An 18778-nucleotide genomic window follows, 5' to 3' on the forward strand; every position below is an offset into this window, starting at 1 on the left:
GGGAGGGCCCCTCCTTATACTCTATTACTGTTGAATGACAGTTGCTGAATTGAAGTCACCAATCTGAGTAACTGATATAACGTTACCACTTCCCATGATAGACCCTTCAACTAGGTTACCTTCACCTACTTGGCTGATTGAAACAGAGTTTTCGTCTCCTGAAACAATAAAAGCACCCTCACTAATACCTGCAACTAAGTTAAAGTTACCTTCTTGCGCAATATCAATACTATTACCAAGACCCTCAATCATAAGATCAATTGCGTTAAGCTCTCCATTTTGAGCTAAATCAACTTGGTTATTCGAGCTTTCCATAATAGAGCTCAAGCTAAGGGTAGCTTCGTTAGCATAGCCATCTTGTGATATAACAATTTCATTCGCATTACTAGCAATGCTGGTATTTGGATAAGATGACTCAATTATTGCGGTATTTAGATCCCCTGTTTGCACCATTTCAATGTCATTATTTGAACCATTAAAGTTAACGGCATGAGCAATATTATCGCTTCCTACTTGAAGTGATATAAATTCGTTATTATTGCCGATAACCCCAAAGTAAGTGGTATTGTTATTGCCATTTTGAACAGACAACATGTCATTTTCGTCACCAATTAACTCCGTGGTTGCTATGTTGTCATCACCATATTGAATACTATCAACTTCGTTATCATTACCTGTGAACACACCTGAATTGAATTCGTTGTTATTTCCTCTTTGCTCAACTTCAATATTGTTTTCATTGCCGTTGATTGAATCAATGCTTACTTGGTTTTCATCACCATTTTGTTCAATACTGATTTCATTTTCATCACCATAGAGTTCAGTGATACTAATTTCATTGTAAGAGCCAATTTGCTCACTGGTAAGTTCATTCATGTTGCCAGTGATGTTGTTAACAGTGAGCTGGTTCCAAAAACCGTCTTGTTCTATTTCTATGGTATTTTCATCACCATAGATGGCATATAGTTTTGCTTCATGCCAAATACCATACTGCTCAGCAGTTACTTCATTAGCACTACCTTGCATGCTGTAGTTATAAAACCAATTTCCATCGCCATCTTGTGTTACAGTAATGTCATTTTCATCGCCATTTATGATATTGATTACTTCATTTGTAATACCAAAAAAACTTGCACCATTTTGAACTACTGAAAGCTGGTTGCTATCACCTATTACTTCAGTTAGAGCTCCATTTTGCTCACCATCTTGCGTATAAGACTGTTGGTTGTTATCACCGTAAGTTGTTACAAGAATAAGATTCCCATTACCCATTTGAACGGCATCGGTCTCATTGCCATCACCCGTGGTAATTATCTCAACTTGATTTGAATTACCTTGTTGTAATGTACTTGCTGCATTTCCTAAGCCTTGGATAGACGTTTGAGAAATGACGAGCAGGTTACCTTGTGCAGTAATACGCTCTACATTTGTCAACGCAGATGTTGAACTTGGTTTATCTGTATTTTGAGCATACGCAGCAGAAGATAAAGCCATTGCTATTGCGCAGGTTAAAATCGATTTAGATAGTTTCACGCTAATCTCCTTAATCAATAAAATATTTTTAGCCGCGATACACAAAGCGTTTTTACGAGGTTGCCGGCTTGTAATTTTGCTACTTAACAGGTGTGCGCGAATCCAAAATGTTTGTGCTATTTACTTGGTGGTGAAACACCAAAACTTCCGTGATTGCGTATGGCATCATTCGTATAGAAAAAAGAACCTTTGTTTGTATATCGAATACAGAGAAGCCCAAAAACGGCTGTGAAAATGGCTACTTCAAAACGTCGTTTCGCTTGTAGCGAATGAAAGAAGATAATTTCGCAACCGAGAGTATTAACTTTATGTTTACTTTACGAAGTGATAAATGGAATGTTTTTGTGATTTTTTTAATCTATTTAAGTCAATTGCTTAGGCTTACTTTTGCTTGGGACCTTTATGAAAATTGGATCTCGTACAAAAAAAGAATGAGAAAGATGACATGAGTTTCGGCAAGTTAAAGCTAACAAAAAAGCTTGAAACTCTAGATTTAATTTCATTTTAGATCACAAAAAAGAATGAAAATTTTAAGTTCTCTTCGTTTAGATTTGCGTATTTTTTAAACAGTCACTAAAAAGGTTTTGTTGCCACAAGATTGTGTATCGGTGTTTCAGAGAAGAAATACTCTACGCTGTGTTTTCACAGCGTCTGTTTATGGAATAGCACTATGAAAACAAAATTATCAGCTTTAACACTGGCTATTATTCCACTCCTTACGGTTGGTGCACATGCAAGCGCTCAGCCTAATAAACCGGCAAAAAGTGTGGATGAAAATAGCATATTGGTAGTATTCAAAAAAGGAACGTCTGCAGCAGTTCGAGCACAAGCACGCTCTTTAGTTAAAGCAAAAATAAGAGACTTAAATTCAGATGGTATCGATGACCGTTACAAACACATTTTGGGTGGTCGGTTAGCAAACTTTAAGCTTTCAGAAGTAAACCAAAAAGTTGCATTAGAAGCCTTATCTAAGCATCCAGCAGTAGAATATGCAGAGCCTGATTATCAGTTACGGGTATTAGGTATTCCTGATGATACTCGTTTTGCTGAACTTTGGGGGATGAATAACACTGGGCAAACAGGGGGAGTTGCTGATGCTGATATCGATGCAGTTGAAGCATGGGACATAACCACAGGTTCAAGTGAGATAATCGTTGGGGTTATTGATACTGGTGTAGATTATAATCATCCTGACTTACAAGCAAATATGTGGGTAAACCCTGGCGAGATAGCTGGGGATGGTATCGATAATGATGGTAATGGCTACATTGATGATGTTTATGGCATAAATGCGATTACAGGAAATGGTGATCCTATGGATGATCAGGGGCACGGATCGCATGTATCAGGTACGTTAGGTGCATCTGGTAATAATACGCAAGGAGTTGTGGGTGTAAATCATGAAGTATCTATCGCAGGTTGTAAGTTTTTGAGCTCAGCGGGAACGGGTTCTACGTCAGATGCAATTGAGTGTGTTGACTATTTTGTAGCCCTTAAAAATGCCGGTCATAATATTAGGGTAACGAATAATAGTTGGGGAGGAGGCGGCTACAGCCAAGCATTAGCTGATTCTATTACAGCCAGTGAAAATGCAGATATTTTATTTGTCGCAGCGGCAGGTAACGATGGCGTCGACAATGATGTAAACCCTCATTACCCATCTAGTTATGAACATGATTCAATTTTGGCAGTGGCAAATACAACGCATACAGATGAAATGGCCTGGGACTCGCAGTGGGGCTTAACAAGCGTTGATATGGGAGCGCCAGGTAGTGCAATTTTATCAACAGTACCTGGGGGCGGTTATGCTTCTTATTCTGGTACTTCAATGGCTACACCACATGTTGCTGGGGCTGCAGCACTCGTGCTATCAATTAATCCTAATTTAACAGCGCTAGAATTAAAACAGTTACTAATGAGTAGCGGTGATGCTAATGCAAATTTAGCTGGGTTGACAGTTGCTGGCACCCGTTTAAATGTTCATCAGGCACTACTCGATGCAGACCCTGAGCCTAGTTTTAGATTGTCTGTTGCACCACGGAATCAAGAAATTGTAGCAGGTGAGAATGCAAGCTACGAGTTGAGTATTGGCTCCATTGCACAATGGCAAGGTGTGGTTGAATTATCGGTAGACAGCCCTATTAGCGGTGCTGTGTTATCATCAAATACAGCTCAGCCCGGCGAGTCTGTTACTTTAACCGTTCCTACAACTGAACAAACCACATGGGGAGATTACAGTGTAGCTATAAACGCTGTATCGGGTGATTTGGAGCAACAAGAAGTTGTCGGATTATATGTATTGCCGCAAGGTTTAACCGAGTTTAGCTATCAAAATGACACCCCGATGGCTATTCCTGATACTAACTCACAGGGTATTACATCTACTATTACCATTAATGATGACATCACCGTTTTTGATACAAATACCTTTGTAGATATAACACATACTTGGATTGGCGATTTAATTGTTACCTTAACATCTCCATCAGGTACGATGGTAACCTTACATAATAGGTCGGGTGGTAGTGCTGATGACATCAATGAAACCTATAATTCGGCGGCTTTCAATGGTGAAGTTGCCACAGGTGACTGGACTCTCTTTGTGTCTGATAATGCCAGCTCTGATACAGGTACTCTCAATGCTTGGTCATTAAACTTAACTGGGATTGGAGAAGTCTCTCCTCAACCACCACAAGCTGGATTTACATTTACTGCAGATGGCTTAAATGTTCAGTTTTCAGATGCGAGTTCTGATGTAAATGGTGATATTGTCAGTTGGATGTGGGACTTTGGTGATGGCGCAACAAGCTCTGATGCTAGCCCAACTTATACTTATGCAGAATCAGGAACTTACTCTGTGGCCTTAACAGTGACCGATAGTGAAGGATATACCGATACTGTAACCCAACAACTGTCAGTGAGCTCTGATGTAATTGAACTTGAATTAGTGCGCGCCAATAAAACACGCCTTGGCTACATGCGTGTGCAGCTTGGTTGGGAAGGAAGTAGTGCCGATAGCGTTAACATTTATCGTAATGGCGAGCTGATCAGTACTACAGAAAATACGGGCAAATACCTAGATTTTGAACGTAGAGCAACAGAAAGCTCGTACTCTTATCAGGTTTGTCAATCGGCAGATGTATGCTCAAATGAAGTAACCGTTACATTTGATTAGTGTCTGTTAGCGGTTGTGTTGGTGTACATAGTTATAAAACCGCGCATTTTTGCGCGGTTTTATATGTTTATAGAGCTAAGTTTATTTACCATATGTAGGCAATCGCTTGAATAGATTTGAGCGCTTTTAAATACCCTTTTAGGGTAGTCAAAATCATTAATAATTAAATAAGTTATCTTCTATCAAGCTTGGCGAAATGCATTACGCCAATCTCTAGGTGATAAGCCAAATTGCTTGCGAAAGTGATGCCTTAAAGTAACAGCAGAGCCAAAACCACATTTTTCTGACAAGTGCTCTAATGATAAATCGGTTGCTTCTAGTAATTGCTGTGCATAGTTTAAACGCTGATTCAAAAGCCATTGTCCTAGGCTTTGCCCTGTAAGAGACTGAAAATGGCGGGTGAAGGTACGTCGGCTCATATGCATTTGTTTTGCAAGTTCATCTATTGTGTGTGTGGCACACAGATTTTTTTGTATTTGTTCAAGTAATGACGCTAAGCGCTCGTCTGCAACATTGTTTGGTACTGGTAAAGCGACGAACTGCGATTGCCCGCCTGTTCGATAGGGAGCTGTTACCATTACCCTTGCTATGGCATTGCTCTGCTTACTACCTAAGTACTGACGTACTAAGTGTAAACAGCAATCAATGGCTGCTGCGGTTCCTGCCGATGTATAAAGCTGGTTATGTTTAAGGTAAAGCACTTGATTGTTAAGCTTCACTTTAGGAAAACGTGCTTTGAAGTCATTGCTATAGGCCCAATGAGTGGTTGCTTCAATATTATCTAAAAGCCCAATGTGCGCTAACGCATAAGCTCCTAAGCAAAGTCCTACAATAATAGCGCCACGCTGATGCGCTGTTAGCAAGCTGGTTGTTAATTCTTTAGAGGGAATTGTTTCAGGGAATGGCCAAGACGGAATAATTATAATATCTGCCTGATCAAACTTTGAAATTGAGTGACGCGCTTGAATATCAAACCCCGAGCTTGAAGGCATTACAGCTTTACTTTCGCTGCACACTGCTAAGTTAAATTCTTTGATGCCTGCCGAGCGAGCACCCTCACCAAACACCATACATGGTGCTGCAAGATGAAATGGGCTGATATTTGGAAATGCTAATACAGCAACGTTCAAGGTAAAGCCTTATCAGATACTTTGGCCCAATATTATCGATAAATGGTATTTGGGTCACTGTTTGCTGCGTTAAAAATTAAGCAAACTGTGCCACAACACAACTCCAAAAGGTTCTCACAATGACAAATACAGCTTTATTGATTATCGATTTACAGAATGATTATTTTGCAGGTGGCGCATTTCCTCTATGGCAGGCTAAACAAGTAAAAGATCAGCTTGTTGAGGTAATAAAACAAGCAACAGAATGTGGCATTTTACCTATCCATATTCAACATATTGCTGAATCACGACAAGGCTTGGCTCCTTTTTTTAACCAAGATACGATAGGGGTCAATATTCATCCTGATATTTTAAAAGCAGCACCAGAAGCCCCTGTGGTTGTAAAACACTATGCAGATAGTTTTTATCAAACAAATCTCGATGATATTTTAAAGCAGCATGGTATTAAAAAACTTTTGATCGCAGGTATGATGACTCAAAACTGTGTGACTCATACGGCAATATCTGAGCAAGCAAAAGAATACGACGTGGAAGTCTTAACGGATGCGTGTACAACCGTTACTGAAATGCTTCACTTAATCGCTTTAAATGCCCTTGCCCCGCGAGTAAAGCTATTAGAGTCAAATCAAGCTTTGCTTAGTTTGCAAAGTAATTAATATTCGCAAAGGCTGAAATAACATCTTTGGCAAATGCAATGCGAGGATGCTTTAACGCGCCTTTGTTCCATACTAAGTAAATTATGTTTTCTGGGCCTACAGGGCCCAGTTGTACAAGTTCTCCAGCTTTTATCTGATCGCGGCATAGGTAATCAGGCAACACAGAGTAGCCAATACCTGAGCGAATAATATTGCTAATTGCACGAATGTCAGGGCAAATAGCTATCACATTTGAGTGGCATTTTGCGTTGAACACAGACTCAAAGTATTGCCTAATTAGAGGCAGCTCTTCATCATAAGCGACAACATTGTAGCTTGAGAGAAGGTCTGCGGTGATAGTGCTATCTTTAATTTCTCGTCCGTGAAGGCGGTTCATTACTAAAATAAGCTTTTCTCTATCAAGCACTAAGCTATCAAAAAGTGAAGGATCGGGTTCGGAGGCGGCAATAGCGATATCTGCTGCACCAGATTGCAAGGCATCAAAAATACTCACCTTATTACCAATATGCAGAACAAGGTTTACATTGCCAGATTGCAATAGGTTGGCGATTTGTGGCCCTGACACACTACTAATATATTCGGCAGGCCCTGCGATATTTACAGTGCCATATACGGCACTTGAGCGGGCGCGGATTGACATAATTTTTTGCTCTAAAATATCAATGTGACCAGACACTTGCAGTGCTAAATCGTGCGCAGCGGCGGTCGGAGTAACTCCGCGAGCTTTGCGTTCAAACAATGCTTTACCAACGACTGATTCCATGGCTTGAATATGGGCCGAAACCGAAGGTTGCGACAAACCGAGGTTAGCTGCTGCTTTTGTTATATTTTTGCAGCGATAAACTTCCACAAAGGTTTTTAGCTGTGTGAGGTAAGACATAAAATAGGCGAGCCATAAATTTTCTGATTGCTTCCCTTAATTTATCCGAATTCACACAAGCGCGCAAACAGCCTATTCTAGATGCATTCAAATAAGAGGATAAATCATGAACAAGGTTTTGCAGTGTTTAACATTCGTAGCAGCTTCGACTATGTCATTATTTGCTGTGGCAAGTGAAGGCGAGGTATTAGTCATTTTATCAAGCGAGACAACCATGGAACTTGCTGGTGGGCACAGCATTGAGACAGGTTATTACCTTAACGAGTTTGGTGTACCTGCAAAAGCTCTCGCAGATGCGGGCTATGAGCTTGTGTTAGCAACGCCAAAGGGGAATGCTCCGCAGGTTGATAAAAAATCAATCAGCGTAGATTACTTTGCTGGTGATGAGCAAAAAATGAGAGAGATCCAAAAATTTATTGCATCGTTACCCAATATTAATGATACCGCTAGTTTGAGAGAGATTTTGGCAGGCGGTTTGAGCCAATATGATGCAGTGTTTATCCCTGGTGGTCATGCTCCGTTGATTGATTTAGCAAACAACCCTGAAGTCGGTGAAATTTTGCGCCACTTTAATCAACACGGTAAACCTACGGCGGCAATTTGCCACGGCCCAATTACCTTATTATCGGCACAAACTGAGCCGAAGGCGTATTACAGTGCAATCCAAACTGGGCAGACGGCGTCAGCAAGTAATTGGATTTATGATGGCTATAAAATGACAATATTTTCTGATCCAGAAGAGCGAGTGTTTGAAAGCAGTTTAGAAGGTAAAAAGCTTAAGTTCTATCCGGCTATGGCAATGGATAACGCTGGTGGAAATATGGCATTTGCCAGCGAGTGGCAGCCTAACGTGGTTGTTGACCGCGAACTCATTACGGGGCAAAACCCATTTTCAGATACGTTGTTAGCTGAAAAACTATTAAAAATGTTAGCAAAGTAAATTTGTAAAAGTATTACCTATCAAAAATTTAGGAGGCAAATCGATGCTAAACTTTATTTATAAAAATCAAACAGAAATTTTATTTGGTAAAGGTCAAATTAGCGAAATTTCATCACGCTTACCAACCGATGCAAAGGTGTTGTTACTCTACGGTGGTGGCTCAATAAAGAAAAACGGCGTATACGACCAAGCTATGAGTGCACTAGCCGATGTTGACGTTATAGAGTTTGGTGGCGTTGAGCCAAACCCAACTTACGAAACACTGATGCAAGCGGTTACAACGGCAAAAGAGCACCATGTTAACTTTATTTTAGCTGTTGGTGGTGGCAGTGTTATTGATGGCGCTAAGTTTGTTGCTGCAGCCTATAACTATGCTGGGGAGCCGTGGGATATCCTTGTTAAAGGGGCAGAGTTTAGCAATCCTTTACCAATCGGTGCGGTATTAACCTTACCAGCAACAGGCTCTGAGAGTAATGGTAACTCAGTGGTAACTAAAAAAGAGACGTCACAAAAGCGCGCTTTTTCGTCACCAACAGTACAACCTGTTTTTGCTGTACTTGATCCTGAATACACGTTTTCGTTGCCTGCACGTCAGGTAAGTAATGGTGTGGTTGATGCGTTTGTTCACGTTATTGAGCAATACTTAACGTACCCTGTTAATGCACCATTACAAGACCGTTTTGCAGAAGGTATTTTGCAAACCTTGATTAGCGAAGGGCCAAAGGCGCTGAGCGAGCCACAAAATTACGATGTTAGAGCTAATGTGATGTGGTCGGCTACGATGGCACTGAATGGTTTAATTGGTCAAGGTGTACCGCAAGATTGGTCTACACATATGATTGGCCATGAATTAACGGCACTTTATAATCTTGATCATGCGCAAACCTTGGCGATTGTTCTACCTGCCTTAATGCATGTTCAAAAAGAGCAGAAATCAATTAAGATTCAGCAGCTTGGTGAAAGAGTGTTCGGACTAAATTATAGCGACGAAGCTGAGCAAATCGATAAAACGATTAAAGCTGTACAGGACTTCTTTGAGGCCATGACGGTGAAAACACGTCTAGCTGATTATGACCTTGACGAGCAAGCTATTGAGGCCGTTGTTGCTAATTTAGAGAAAAACGAGCTAACGAAATTAGGTGAGCATGGTGATATTGATTTAGAAAAGGTGAAATCAATCTTAGCATTAGCACTTTGAGTTAGTTAAAACTTAATATGAAAGGGCGTAATAGTGATTAACTGTTACGCCTTTTTTAATGTCTAAAGCCCAAGCAATAAGCAAAGTGGGCAATGGCAAAATAGTCTAGATGCCAGAGCGCATTGAGTCTTTGCTCCTAAAAACTGCATATTCACAGAAGCAGTGCCTTTAACTTCAGTACTACCTAAAGCAGCTTGCTGTGGCAGTTTTTAATAATGCTATTTATGTGTTTGATGATGCGGGGAACATAACAAAGGGTTGACCGTGAGGTTATTAATTTCAAAGCAATTAATTTCAATGTAAAAGTACGAGACGAGGAGCGAAAATAACGGGGTTTTGTATTGGTTGATGAGGGAATACGTTCGCTAAGTGAAGCAAGAATTGTGTTGTATTTTTTAGCAATTTTAACATGAAGGATACAATTACCTTGACCATGTGTTTCTGATAAGGGAAAATGCGCGGTTTTTAAATTAAAAATATAACTTAATACCAACATCTAAAGTGAACTCACCTCCAGCTATTGTTTAATCGAGAGCTAAAGCACTACCTTAAGGATAGGGAAATGACCAAACTAACATGTCTAGCGATGCTTTTACTTAGCACGCAAGCTATCAGTGCGACTAAAAGCACACCTGAATATAATCAATTTGGCGATGCGACTTATTCAAATTCGCAACCAATTAATTATGACGAATCTTATTTTACAAGTCGCGCACAACAAAATATAGCGCCGACTACTTCGTTGAGTAAAACCTTAGCGACATCAACTACATCAGAATTAGAAAACATAGAGCTTACCTCGGTGTTTCGCCGTTTTTCATTAAGTAATTCAACAGGTCTCAATGGTCTTTATGCTGTTGACTTGTTCGGTAACGGTAATAAGCAAATTATTTCGGTGCAACAAAACGATTTTAATATTATTGAGTATAAAGATAATCAATATTCAGTCGTTGAAGGTTTCGATTCTCAGGATTACATCACTGATAGTACATTGGTAAAAAGCATTGCTGATGATACATATTATTTAATACTTATGACGAGCAGTCAGATAGTAAAAATTAACTTACTAACAATGAAAGTCGAAAGTACTAAGAATGTAGTTTCTAGCCAATCAGTTACGGCAAGAGATATTAATAACGATGGTCAGGACGAGCTTATTGCTATTGCCAATAGCCAGATTTTAATACTAGACCAGTCAGACCTTTCTGTTATTTCAGAGCTTGAGTATTACGGTAACAAATTTGTTGTTGGTTCGTTTACCGAGCAAAATGTTCACGAATTAATGCTTGAAGATGGCAAGTTGTATCGTATCTCTGAAAATACAATAGATTATATAAAAACACTGAACAGCCAACTAACAGGTATCCATTTACAAAGTGTTGATACTAACCAAGATGGCTTAGATGAAGTCATTAATGGCCAAGGCTGGTATTCAATTGAGTTAATCAGTCCAAATACTGACAGTATTGTGTGGACAGCCAATAGTGATTTAGATATTTCAAAAATTATAGTTGCAGATATCAATAATGACGGTGCCCAAGAGCTAGTATATGGCGATGGTCAGTGGGGGCAAATTCATGCTTTGTCTTTAAGTTCTGGCGAGGAGTTTTGGCAAATCAATAACCCTGAACACAGTGTTTCAAGTATTTTGGTGGATGATTTTAATCTTGACGGCAAAACAGATATTGCATGGGGAGCGGGTTACACATCTTCAGGTGATGACGGGTTTTATATTCATACCGTTGAAGATAAGTCTATGCAATGGTCGCAAACGATCACTGTCTATTCACAATTTTTGCTAGGACTTGCTGATATTGACGGTAAAGGTGGAATTGATGTTATTTTTTCTGAGAATGGCACAAATAAGCTTCAAGTTATTGATATAGAAACAAAAGAGCAGGTGTTACCTAGCATTGCTTTGACCGATGGTTGGAATGACTACCAGTATGTGATTACTGCTGATTTATTCAATGATGGCAAAAACTATTTAATTGTTGCTGGCTCAGAAACTTACACTGGAAATATACAAGTATTTTCACCAGAAAATGGAAACTTACTGTATACAGTACCTTTTCAAAGTGGCGACCAAATTTCAACGATTGAAGCCAATGACATCAATAACGATGGTCTGTTAGAGCTGATTGTAGGTAACGGCGCATCACACACCGGCAGTGAAGGCTCTTATATACGAGTTTTTAATGGGCAAACGGGTGAGCTACTTAAGCAATCACCTCGCTTACAGAACTTTTGGGGTGGGGTTTCTGGCATAGTCGCAGGCATAGATACACAGCAAAGCAGTAAAGAATTATTTGCTTTAACAGGTAACCAATTAGTTAAATATAATTACACTGATAATAGTGTCACTAATTACTCTTTAAACGACAGTTTTAAGTCGCTAGAGGGTGTTGTTGTTGATGGTAAAAAAGCGCTTTATGTAGCCAATCAGTATGGCCTTTTATTCTCGTTTAAAGAATCAGGAGAAATGTCAGAAGTTGCGCAACTATGTGACAATTCATTAAACAATATAGTATCTACACGCGCAGGCTTCATCTTATTTAGTTGTGAAGATAAGTTTGGAGAGTACGACTTAATTAATGATGAACTACTTTATGAAGTAGCGCGTGCAAATCAACGCAGTTCTATTGTGAGTGCAACATACAATGGTGTGGACTATTCACTGCTTTCAGGAAAATCTATAGAGGTGTTCTCGAATGAAGCCGCAGCACCTTTAGCTACACCGCAAGATAGCGAGGTAACATCTCATGTGCTTGCAGCAATCGACGTTAATCTTAATTTGAGTGATATTGATTTTGTAGTGTTTGAAAATAGCCCTAGCCTTGGCCAATTAACGTTTATTGACCGCAAAACAGGGCAGTTCACATATACGCCTAACGGCACTGTAGGTGTTGATGAATTAGCGTTTTATACAGTAAAAGGTCGTTCACGTTCTGAGCTCGCAAAGTTCACAGCTACTTTAACAAATCAGGCGCCGGTCGTTGAAAACTCTACGATTAAAACACACTGGAATACACCCTTGATACTTAATTTGCCAGCCTCTGATGCAGATGATGAGCAACTTATTTTCACTGTAAAAAATGAGCCTCAACATGGTCATATTGAGTTACTTGATCAAAACATGGGTGAAATTAAATACACGCCGAGTGGTGAATCTTTACAGCCTGTTTCAATTACTTTTACCGCGCAAGATTCCCTTGAAGAGACGGCACTTGCCAATGTTGTTGTTGAATTAACAAATACCACACCAACAGCTACAGATTTAAGTTATGAAACTTATTACTCAACGGTAGTTAATGGTCGTTTTATTGGCAATGATGAAGATAGTGATGAGTTAGAATTTGAGCTAGTAACAAGCCCAAGTTCTGGCGAGCTTAGTTTTGATAAGGACACTGGCTTGTTTGTCTACGAGCCTGCGGGTGAGTCGACTTATGCTGTTAACTTTAGTTACCGAGCAAAAGACAGATTTGCTTCTTCAGAGGCTAAAACTGTCATGATTAACGTAGTTGGCAAAGCTGACAACTCAAGTTCTGATTCAGGTTCTGGTGGTAGCGTGTACTACTTAATATCTTTGCTGTTAGCCATGGTCGCGTTTAGACGTAAACTTAAGCTATAAGTAAAAATAGTTTATTTATGCTGTATCAATTAACGTGGTGCAGCATTTTTATGTCTGCTGTTAAATATTGGCATCACGAAAGATAAATAGTTCACAAAAAAAGCCTCCGTTAGGAGGCTTTGGCTTAGGTATATCACCTACAACAACATAATGAGTTAGAAGGTACCGCGAATACCTACGTAGTATTGGCGACCTGTAAAGTTGGTTGTCGCAATGATTGACTCATCGTTATTAAAGTAACGATCGAAGCGCTCATTGGTTAAGTTTGTCACATTGAATGTCAATGAGTAATTGTCATTGATTTTATATGACGAGCTTAAATCAAGCTGTTGGTAGTCGTTTACATGACGAGGGCCTGCGAAGAAACCAAATGATGGCTCAAGTAAGTATTTCTCACGATAGTTGTAAGATAAACGAACTGATGCTGGACCTTTTTCATAGTAACCAACTAAGTTATATACATTCTTCGATAGACCTGTGTAGCTGAATGTTTGACCTTCAAAGCCATCACCAAAGTTAGTGTCACTGTCTGTATAAGTGTAGTTTGCTAACATGCCTAGACCATCAAATGGAGCAGGTAAGAAATCAAACGTTGTTTGGAAACTTAACTCAGCACCAGAGATAGTTGCAGAAGCCGCATTTCGTGGACGGTCTACAGATGCCCAATCAATTCCAGCGATTGTTTCTGGCGCACTTGAATTAAATACGAAACCATCGATCTCTTTTTGGAATAATGCACCACTTAGAAGACCTGTGTCGTTGAAGTACCACTCAAGTGATAAATCGAATGAATCAGATTCAAACGGTTCAAGGGCCGGGTTACCAGCAGAACCTGTTAGAGTTGTAGTACTAAATGTAAAACGCGGTGAAAGCTGTGAAAGCGTTGGGCGTGTTACAGTTTTACTTGCACCAAAGCGTAAGTACACTTCGTCAGTTAATTCAGCATTTAAGCTTAAACTAGGTAAGACATTTGTGTAATTACTGCTCGTTGAGCTTGTTTCACCAACAACATCGTAGTCACCGGCACTGCGGATGATGATTTCTACAGGTAGTGCACCCGTTGCTTCTACATCAGTTTTGACTGCACGTACACCAACATTACCTTTTACTGGAATGTCTGCAACGTCAAAGGCCATGTTTGCTTTGATGTAAGCCGCGGCAATGTCTTCTTCAACTTTGAATGAGCTGATGCTATCAAACTGTCTTTCAACACCATACTTGTTGTGGAAATCAGTTGGGTCACCAATAACAAAGCTACGTATTACATTTGCATCTGGCGCTTCACCTAAGAAATCGTCAACAGGGAAATCAAGTAAGTTGATTGCAGATGTTGGTAGTACCGCAGGAACACCATTAGCACCTGTAAAGCTATTACCTACATATGCTTTGATCTCTTTTGCACGTTGTGTGTAACGTACACCAGCTTCAAGACTTGTGAAATAGTCATTGTCTAAGAAGTATTTGGCATCAAAAGCGAATGATAAAGACGTATCTTTTACATCACGGGCATTTGAAGTACCAAATGCAACACGGTAGTTGTCAGGATCATTCAGATCAGTGCCTGTAACATATAGATCAGGAATACCATTATCTGGATTACGTGCGTCATATACTACGTCTGCAAAGGCTTGTAGTAGTACGCTCTTCAGATCACGTGTTTGCTCGCCTTTTGAATAGCCGATATCAAAATCAAGTACCCAATCTTCATTTGGTGCCCAGTTCACGTGTGTACCAAGTGCTAGAGTATCTGATTCAAGTTTAGTTAATTCTGATACACTTCGGAATTGTGTTTGTGGTGCAACGGCATAAACAAGATTATCGTTTTCAACAACAGCTTCAGTAACTAAGAATGGGAAAATACCACCTACACCACGACCGTTAGGATCATTAATATCGGCAGCTACCCATTGACTTGGATCTTGTGGGCCACGGAATTGGAAACGAGCAGGCAGTTGCAGTGCTGTCTCATCAACATCGAATGTTGCATATAAACCATCGAATGTAATGTTCAACTCATCGCTTGGCTGAAATTCAATAACTGCATTTAAACCTGTACGAGTTCTCTCATCACCATAGTATTGAGTTAGTGGCTCAATTGGGTATAGAGAGTTAGGGTAATCGATACTACCATCGTTAGTACCACCTGGAACTGTGGCAAGATCAGGACGAATTTCAACACCGTCTCCTGTACCTGGGCCAAAGTTTACATTACCCCAAGAGAAGTATTCATCTTCACGCGTTTGACGTTCTGAATAGGTAACACCTACAAGTACACCAAACTTTTCATCGTCAGATTTCCAGTTCACGATACCTGACAAGCGAGGATCTGTTGAATCTGCAAGTTCACTGTAAACACCTTCGGCTGACCAAGCACCCGAAAAGCCTACTTCATCAGCATCAAGCGGTTTACGCGTTTTAATATCTGCGTTACCACCAATACCGCCTTCAAGTTGGTCTGCTGAAACGGTTTTATACACGTCCAGTTGTCCAATTAACTCAGAAGGAAGTACATCAAGAGAGAATTGACGGCCAATACTACGGCCAGACGATAACGAACGACCGTTTAGTGTTACCTGTGTAAAGTCAACTGGTAAGCCACGGATTTGTACATATTGACCACCAAGGCGACCATCTGTACTACCATTCGTGCCACCATTTGGGCTACCACGAGGACGGTCTATCGAAATACCCGGAACACGTTGCAGCGACTGCGCGACGTTTTCATCGGGAAATTTACCCATATCCTCAGCAGCAATTGAATCAAGAATTTTGTCCGAACCGCGTTTTGTCGCGATGGCTTCTTTCAAGCTCAATCTTACGCCGCTGACTGCAATTACTTCGATATCATCATTTTTAGCATCCTGTGCTTGTGTATTCTCCTCCGCCGCTACTGTGCTTCCCATTAGAGAGAGCGCTACAGATAAGGCTATTTGGCTTCTGGTGAATTTCATCATATTGACCCCCATCGCTCTAAGCGTATTGTTATCGTGAATGTTCAAATGTCCATTCAGTGATATATAAAGACTAAAATTCCGTCAACGCGCTTTAGTGATTACGTTGTTTAGATTTCTTAGTTAAAATTTTGCCAAGATTAATGCTTTATAAATGAAACAAGTTGGTTGCAAACCTGTTAACAAGACGTTTTCTGAATATTCCTGAAAAACGCTTTTTCACCAGAAAAACAGCACGTACCAAAAGACAAATAAGTATTTAAAAGTGGGGAGGTGAGGTAAGTGCATAATTAGTTGTGCATCCGTCAATTCTCGTCGTTAAAGCCCATTTTCTTTGAGATTAACAATGACGTGTCTTTAAGTTTTCTAATTACCTCATCAAAATTAGCATTACGAGATTCATCACGATACATAAGTATCGATGTTAATAATACGGCCACTGCATTATGGTAGTAATCAAATATAGGCACACCGATATCGTATACGCCTGTCAAAACAGGGCTCGGCATAGCTTCGTGGCCTTGCTCTTTTACCCTTAACCAAATATTTCGCAGTGCCATCAAATCAAGTGAAACCTCGGGGTGATTCTCTTGATATGCTTTAAGCATGCGCTCGCGATTATCATAAGATGCAAAAGCAAGTAACACATGACCAGCACAATTATCAGTGAGCGGGCCTCGCCCTCCGACTGGTAAGGTTAAGCAGTTACTGTTGGTGTCATAATCTTGGTGCGAAAGTATTAAACCGCCGCCATCGGAGTACACGACTAAATGACAAGATTGTTGAATTTCGCTACACAGCGTTTGAATGATCGGAAATGCAACGTTGTTTAAATGGTGGACTGGGGCGTACCGGTGGGTTAGTCGATATAGTTTTAGGGACAGTCTGTAAACACGTTCTTGCTGAAAAAACTCAAGATAATGTAAATCATTTAGTACTGCGACCATACGAAATATTTCAGCTTTAGATTTCCCTAATGAATCAGAAATTTGCGTAAGGTTAAGGCCTTCAGGAGTTTTTGCCAGTAATTCTATAATGGCCATGCCTTTCTCAAGAGCAGGTGCTTTATACTTGGTATCTTTCTCAGTCATTGGGTACGTCTAATCACTTATAAAAAGAGGTTGGTGGTCATACATAAGTGTAGACTTTTTGTTAACTTATGCACTTTTATATCGCTGAAAAAAGCGGTAAAAGTATGTGTATATCTCATCTATTTCGTTTTGGTCAATAAACCAATTCTTATTTTTATATAAAAATTATAGCGTTAAGCTGCCTATAAATTATTCATCAAACGTTTTTTAAACAACGTTTAGTCTCCATTGAACCAAAACATAGCTAGGCAATAGTTAACAGTCTGCTTTGTAAATTTCATGTTTTAAATGTGAATGTTTTGTATTTGAAACCCTGCTTGCGTTTAGTTTCATTAAAAAAATCTCATTCATGTCAAAGTCACAAGTGATTGACCTAGTAAGTCGTCCGTTACTAACGTAAGTAACAGTGCATCAGTTGCTAGGAATAAAATTGTGAAAGTAGGTATTTGTGGTTTAGGTGACCGTTTGAGTTATGTCGCCAAAGTTATGCATGAGCTAATCCCAAACTTTAATTTGGTCGCTTTTGCTGATCCGGAATCTGTAAAAGTTGAGTACATGGAGTCCCATGGTATTTCAATGCGATCTTATGATGATCTTGCGGATATGTTAGCTAATGAGCAGCTAGATATGTTGATGATTGGATCACCCAATCATATGCATTTAGAGCACCTTAGATTAGGAATTGAAGCAGGTTTACTGATTTTTGCAGAAAAGCCAATTGTCATGTCAGAGCAGCAAACCTATGACGTACTTGAACTTATCGCTAAGCATAATGCGTTCGATAAAATTCTGGTAGGCATGGTTTTACGCTATGCTCCTTTATACAAAGATTTAATTGCAGCAGTTTCTTCAAAGCTATTGGGTGACATTACAAGTATTGAAGCATCTGAGCATATTCCACCAGAACATGGTGCATTTTTTATGCGTGATTGGCGTAGACACCATGGTTTGTCTGGGGGCTTCTTACTTGAGAAATGTTGTCATGATCTTGATCTTTACCAAGGTCTTGTGAAGAGCCGTCCAAAAAAACTTGTTAGTTTTGGTGGTCGTAAAACATTTACGCCAGAAAACAAACACCTTGGTAAACACCCTGTTTATCATCAACGTAAGTCACGTTGGAATGGTATTGATGAAGTGTTTGATAACGACTCGGAGTTGGTGGATCACCAAACAGCGCTGATTGAGTATGAAAACGGCATAAATTTAAGTTTTCATACAAATTTGAACGTACCGAATGATTATCGTCACTTCAGTGTGTTTGGCACGATTGGTATGGCTGAAGGGGATTTTGTACGAAATTACTTTAAAGTACATGACTGTATTACCTCAGGCGCTCTTATCGATAAGTCATACATACATGATGATTCAGTTTCTATGCACTACGGTGCTGAAGAGGAAATGGCTGCCGATTGGATTGCTTACTTTGAAAATGGAACACCGTTACCAGTTTCAATTGTTGATGCTTTACAGGCTGGCTTAACGGCTATCAAGCTAGATGAAGCTCGCCAAACCGGCACAATTATAGACATGACTGAAACATGGAAAAAATTTGATAGCTACCTAAATAAAAATTAAAAGCATTGGGAGATTCAC

General features: G+C 39.9%; 11 protein-coding genes. 6 read left to right on the forward strand and 5 right to left on the reverse strand.

Annotation, left to right across the window (positions count from 1 at the left end; translation table 11 throughout):
- Positions 1-24: 24 nt before the first annotated feature.
- Positions 25-1533 carry an autotransporter outer membrane beta-barrel domain-containing protein gene (locus ACSFVZ_RS16620; protein WP_435559251.1) on the reverse strand — a complete coding sequence of 503 codons (1509 nt, stop codon included), beginning with the start codon at positions 1531-1533 and terminating at the stop codon, positions 25-27.
- A gap of 670 nt (positions 1534-2203) precedes the next feature.
- Between ACSFVZ_RS16620 and ACSFVZ_RS16625 the strand changes: the two genes are divergently transcribed.
- The gene (locus ACSFVZ_RS16625; RefSeq protein WP_435559252.1) at positions 2204-4708 is read left to right on the forward strand and encodes a S8 family serine peptidase; all 2505 of its coding nucleotides are present in this window, start codon (positions 2204-2206) and stop codon (positions 4706-4708) included.
- Positions 4709-4890: 182 nt separating this feature from the next.
- On the opposite strand, the gene ACSFVZ_RS16630 is transcribed toward ACSFVZ_RS16625, so the two are convergent.
- Positions 4891-5838, reverse strand: a complete 948-nt coding sequence (locus ACSFVZ_RS16630) for a GlxA family transcriptional regulator (RefSeq protein WP_435559253.1) — start codon at positions 5836-5838, stop codon at positions 4891-4893.
- Between the two features lie 119 nt (positions 5839-5957).
- Here ACSFVZ_RS16630 and ACSFVZ_RS16635 point away from each other — a divergent pair, with 119 nt between their 5' ends.
- Positions 5958-6494: a cysteine hydrolase family protein gene (locus ACSFVZ_RS16635; RefSeq protein WP_135925777.1), complete on the forward strand. Its 537-nt coding sequence runs from the start codon at positions 5958-5960 to the stop codon at positions 6492-6494.
- Here the strand turns inward: ACSFVZ_RS16635 and ACSFVZ_RS16640 are convergent.
- The gene (locus tag ACSFVZ_RS16640; RefSeq protein ID WP_135925776.1) at positions 6475-7374 is read right to left on the reverse strand and encodes a LysR family transcriptional regulator; all 900 of its coding nucleotides are present in this window, start codon (positions 7372-7374) and stop codon (positions 6475-6477) included. The genes ACSFVZ_RS16635 and ACSFVZ_RS16640 overlap by 20 nt on opposite strands.
- Before the next feature lie 106 nt (positions 7375-7480).
- Here ACSFVZ_RS16640 and ACSFVZ_RS16645 point away from each other — a divergent pair, with 106 nt between their 5' ends.
- The 3 genes from ACSFVZ_RS16645 (at position 7481) to ACSFVZ_RS16655 (ending at position 13143) form a co-directional block, all read left to right on the forward strand.
- Positions 7481-8314 (forward strand): type 1 glutamine amidotransferase domain-containing protein, encoded by an 834-nt coding sequence (locus ACSFVZ_RS16645; protein WP_435559254.1) that lies wholly within the window; start codon positions 7481-7483, stop codon positions 8312-8314.
- Between the two features lie 43 nt (positions 8315-8357).
- On the forward strand, positions 8358-9512 hold the full coding sequence (locus tag ACSFVZ_RS16650) for an iron-containing alcohol dehydrogenase (RefSeq protein WP_135925774.1): 1155 nt from the start codon (positions 8358-8360) through the stop codon (positions 9510-9512).
- Positions 9513-10074: 562 nt separating this feature from the next.
- On the forward strand, positions 10075-13143 hold the full coding sequence (locus ACSFVZ_RS16655; protein WP_435559255.1) for an Ig-like domain-containing protein: 3069 nt from the start codon (positions 10075-10077) through the stop codon (positions 13141-13143).
- A 155-nt stretch (positions 13144-13298) separates the two neighbouring features.
- On the opposite strand, the gene ACSFVZ_RS16660 is transcribed toward ACSFVZ_RS16655, so the two are convergent.
- The gene (locus ACSFVZ_RS16660) at positions 13299-16097 is read right to left on the reverse strand and encodes a TonB-dependent receptor (protein ID WP_435559256.1); all 2799 of its coding nucleotides are present in this window, start codon (positions 16095-16097) and stop codon (positions 13299-13301) included.
- Between the two features lie 302 nt (positions 16098-16399).
- A complete protein-coding gene (locus tag ACSFVZ_RS16665; protein WP_135925771.1) occupies positions 16400-17185 on the reverse strand; it encodes an IclR family transcriptional regulator in 786 nt (261 codons plus the stop codon).
- Between the two features lie 432 nt (positions 17186-17617).
- On the opposite strand from ACSFVZ_RS16665, the gene ACSFVZ_RS16670 reads away from it, so the two are divergent.
- On the forward strand, positions 17618-18760 hold the full coding sequence (locus ACSFVZ_RS16670; RefSeq protein ID WP_135925770.1) for a Gfo/Idh/MocA family protein: 1143 nt from the start codon (positions 17618-17620) through the stop codon (positions 18758-18760).
- Positions 18761-18778 lie beyond the last annotated feature (18 nt).

The sequence above is a fragment of the Pseudoalteromonas nanhaiensis genome (assembly GCF_051235485.1).
GTDB lineage: Bacteria > Pseudomonadota > Gammaproteobacteria > Enterobacterales > Alteromonadaceae > Pseudoalteromonas > Pseudoalteromonas lipolytica_C.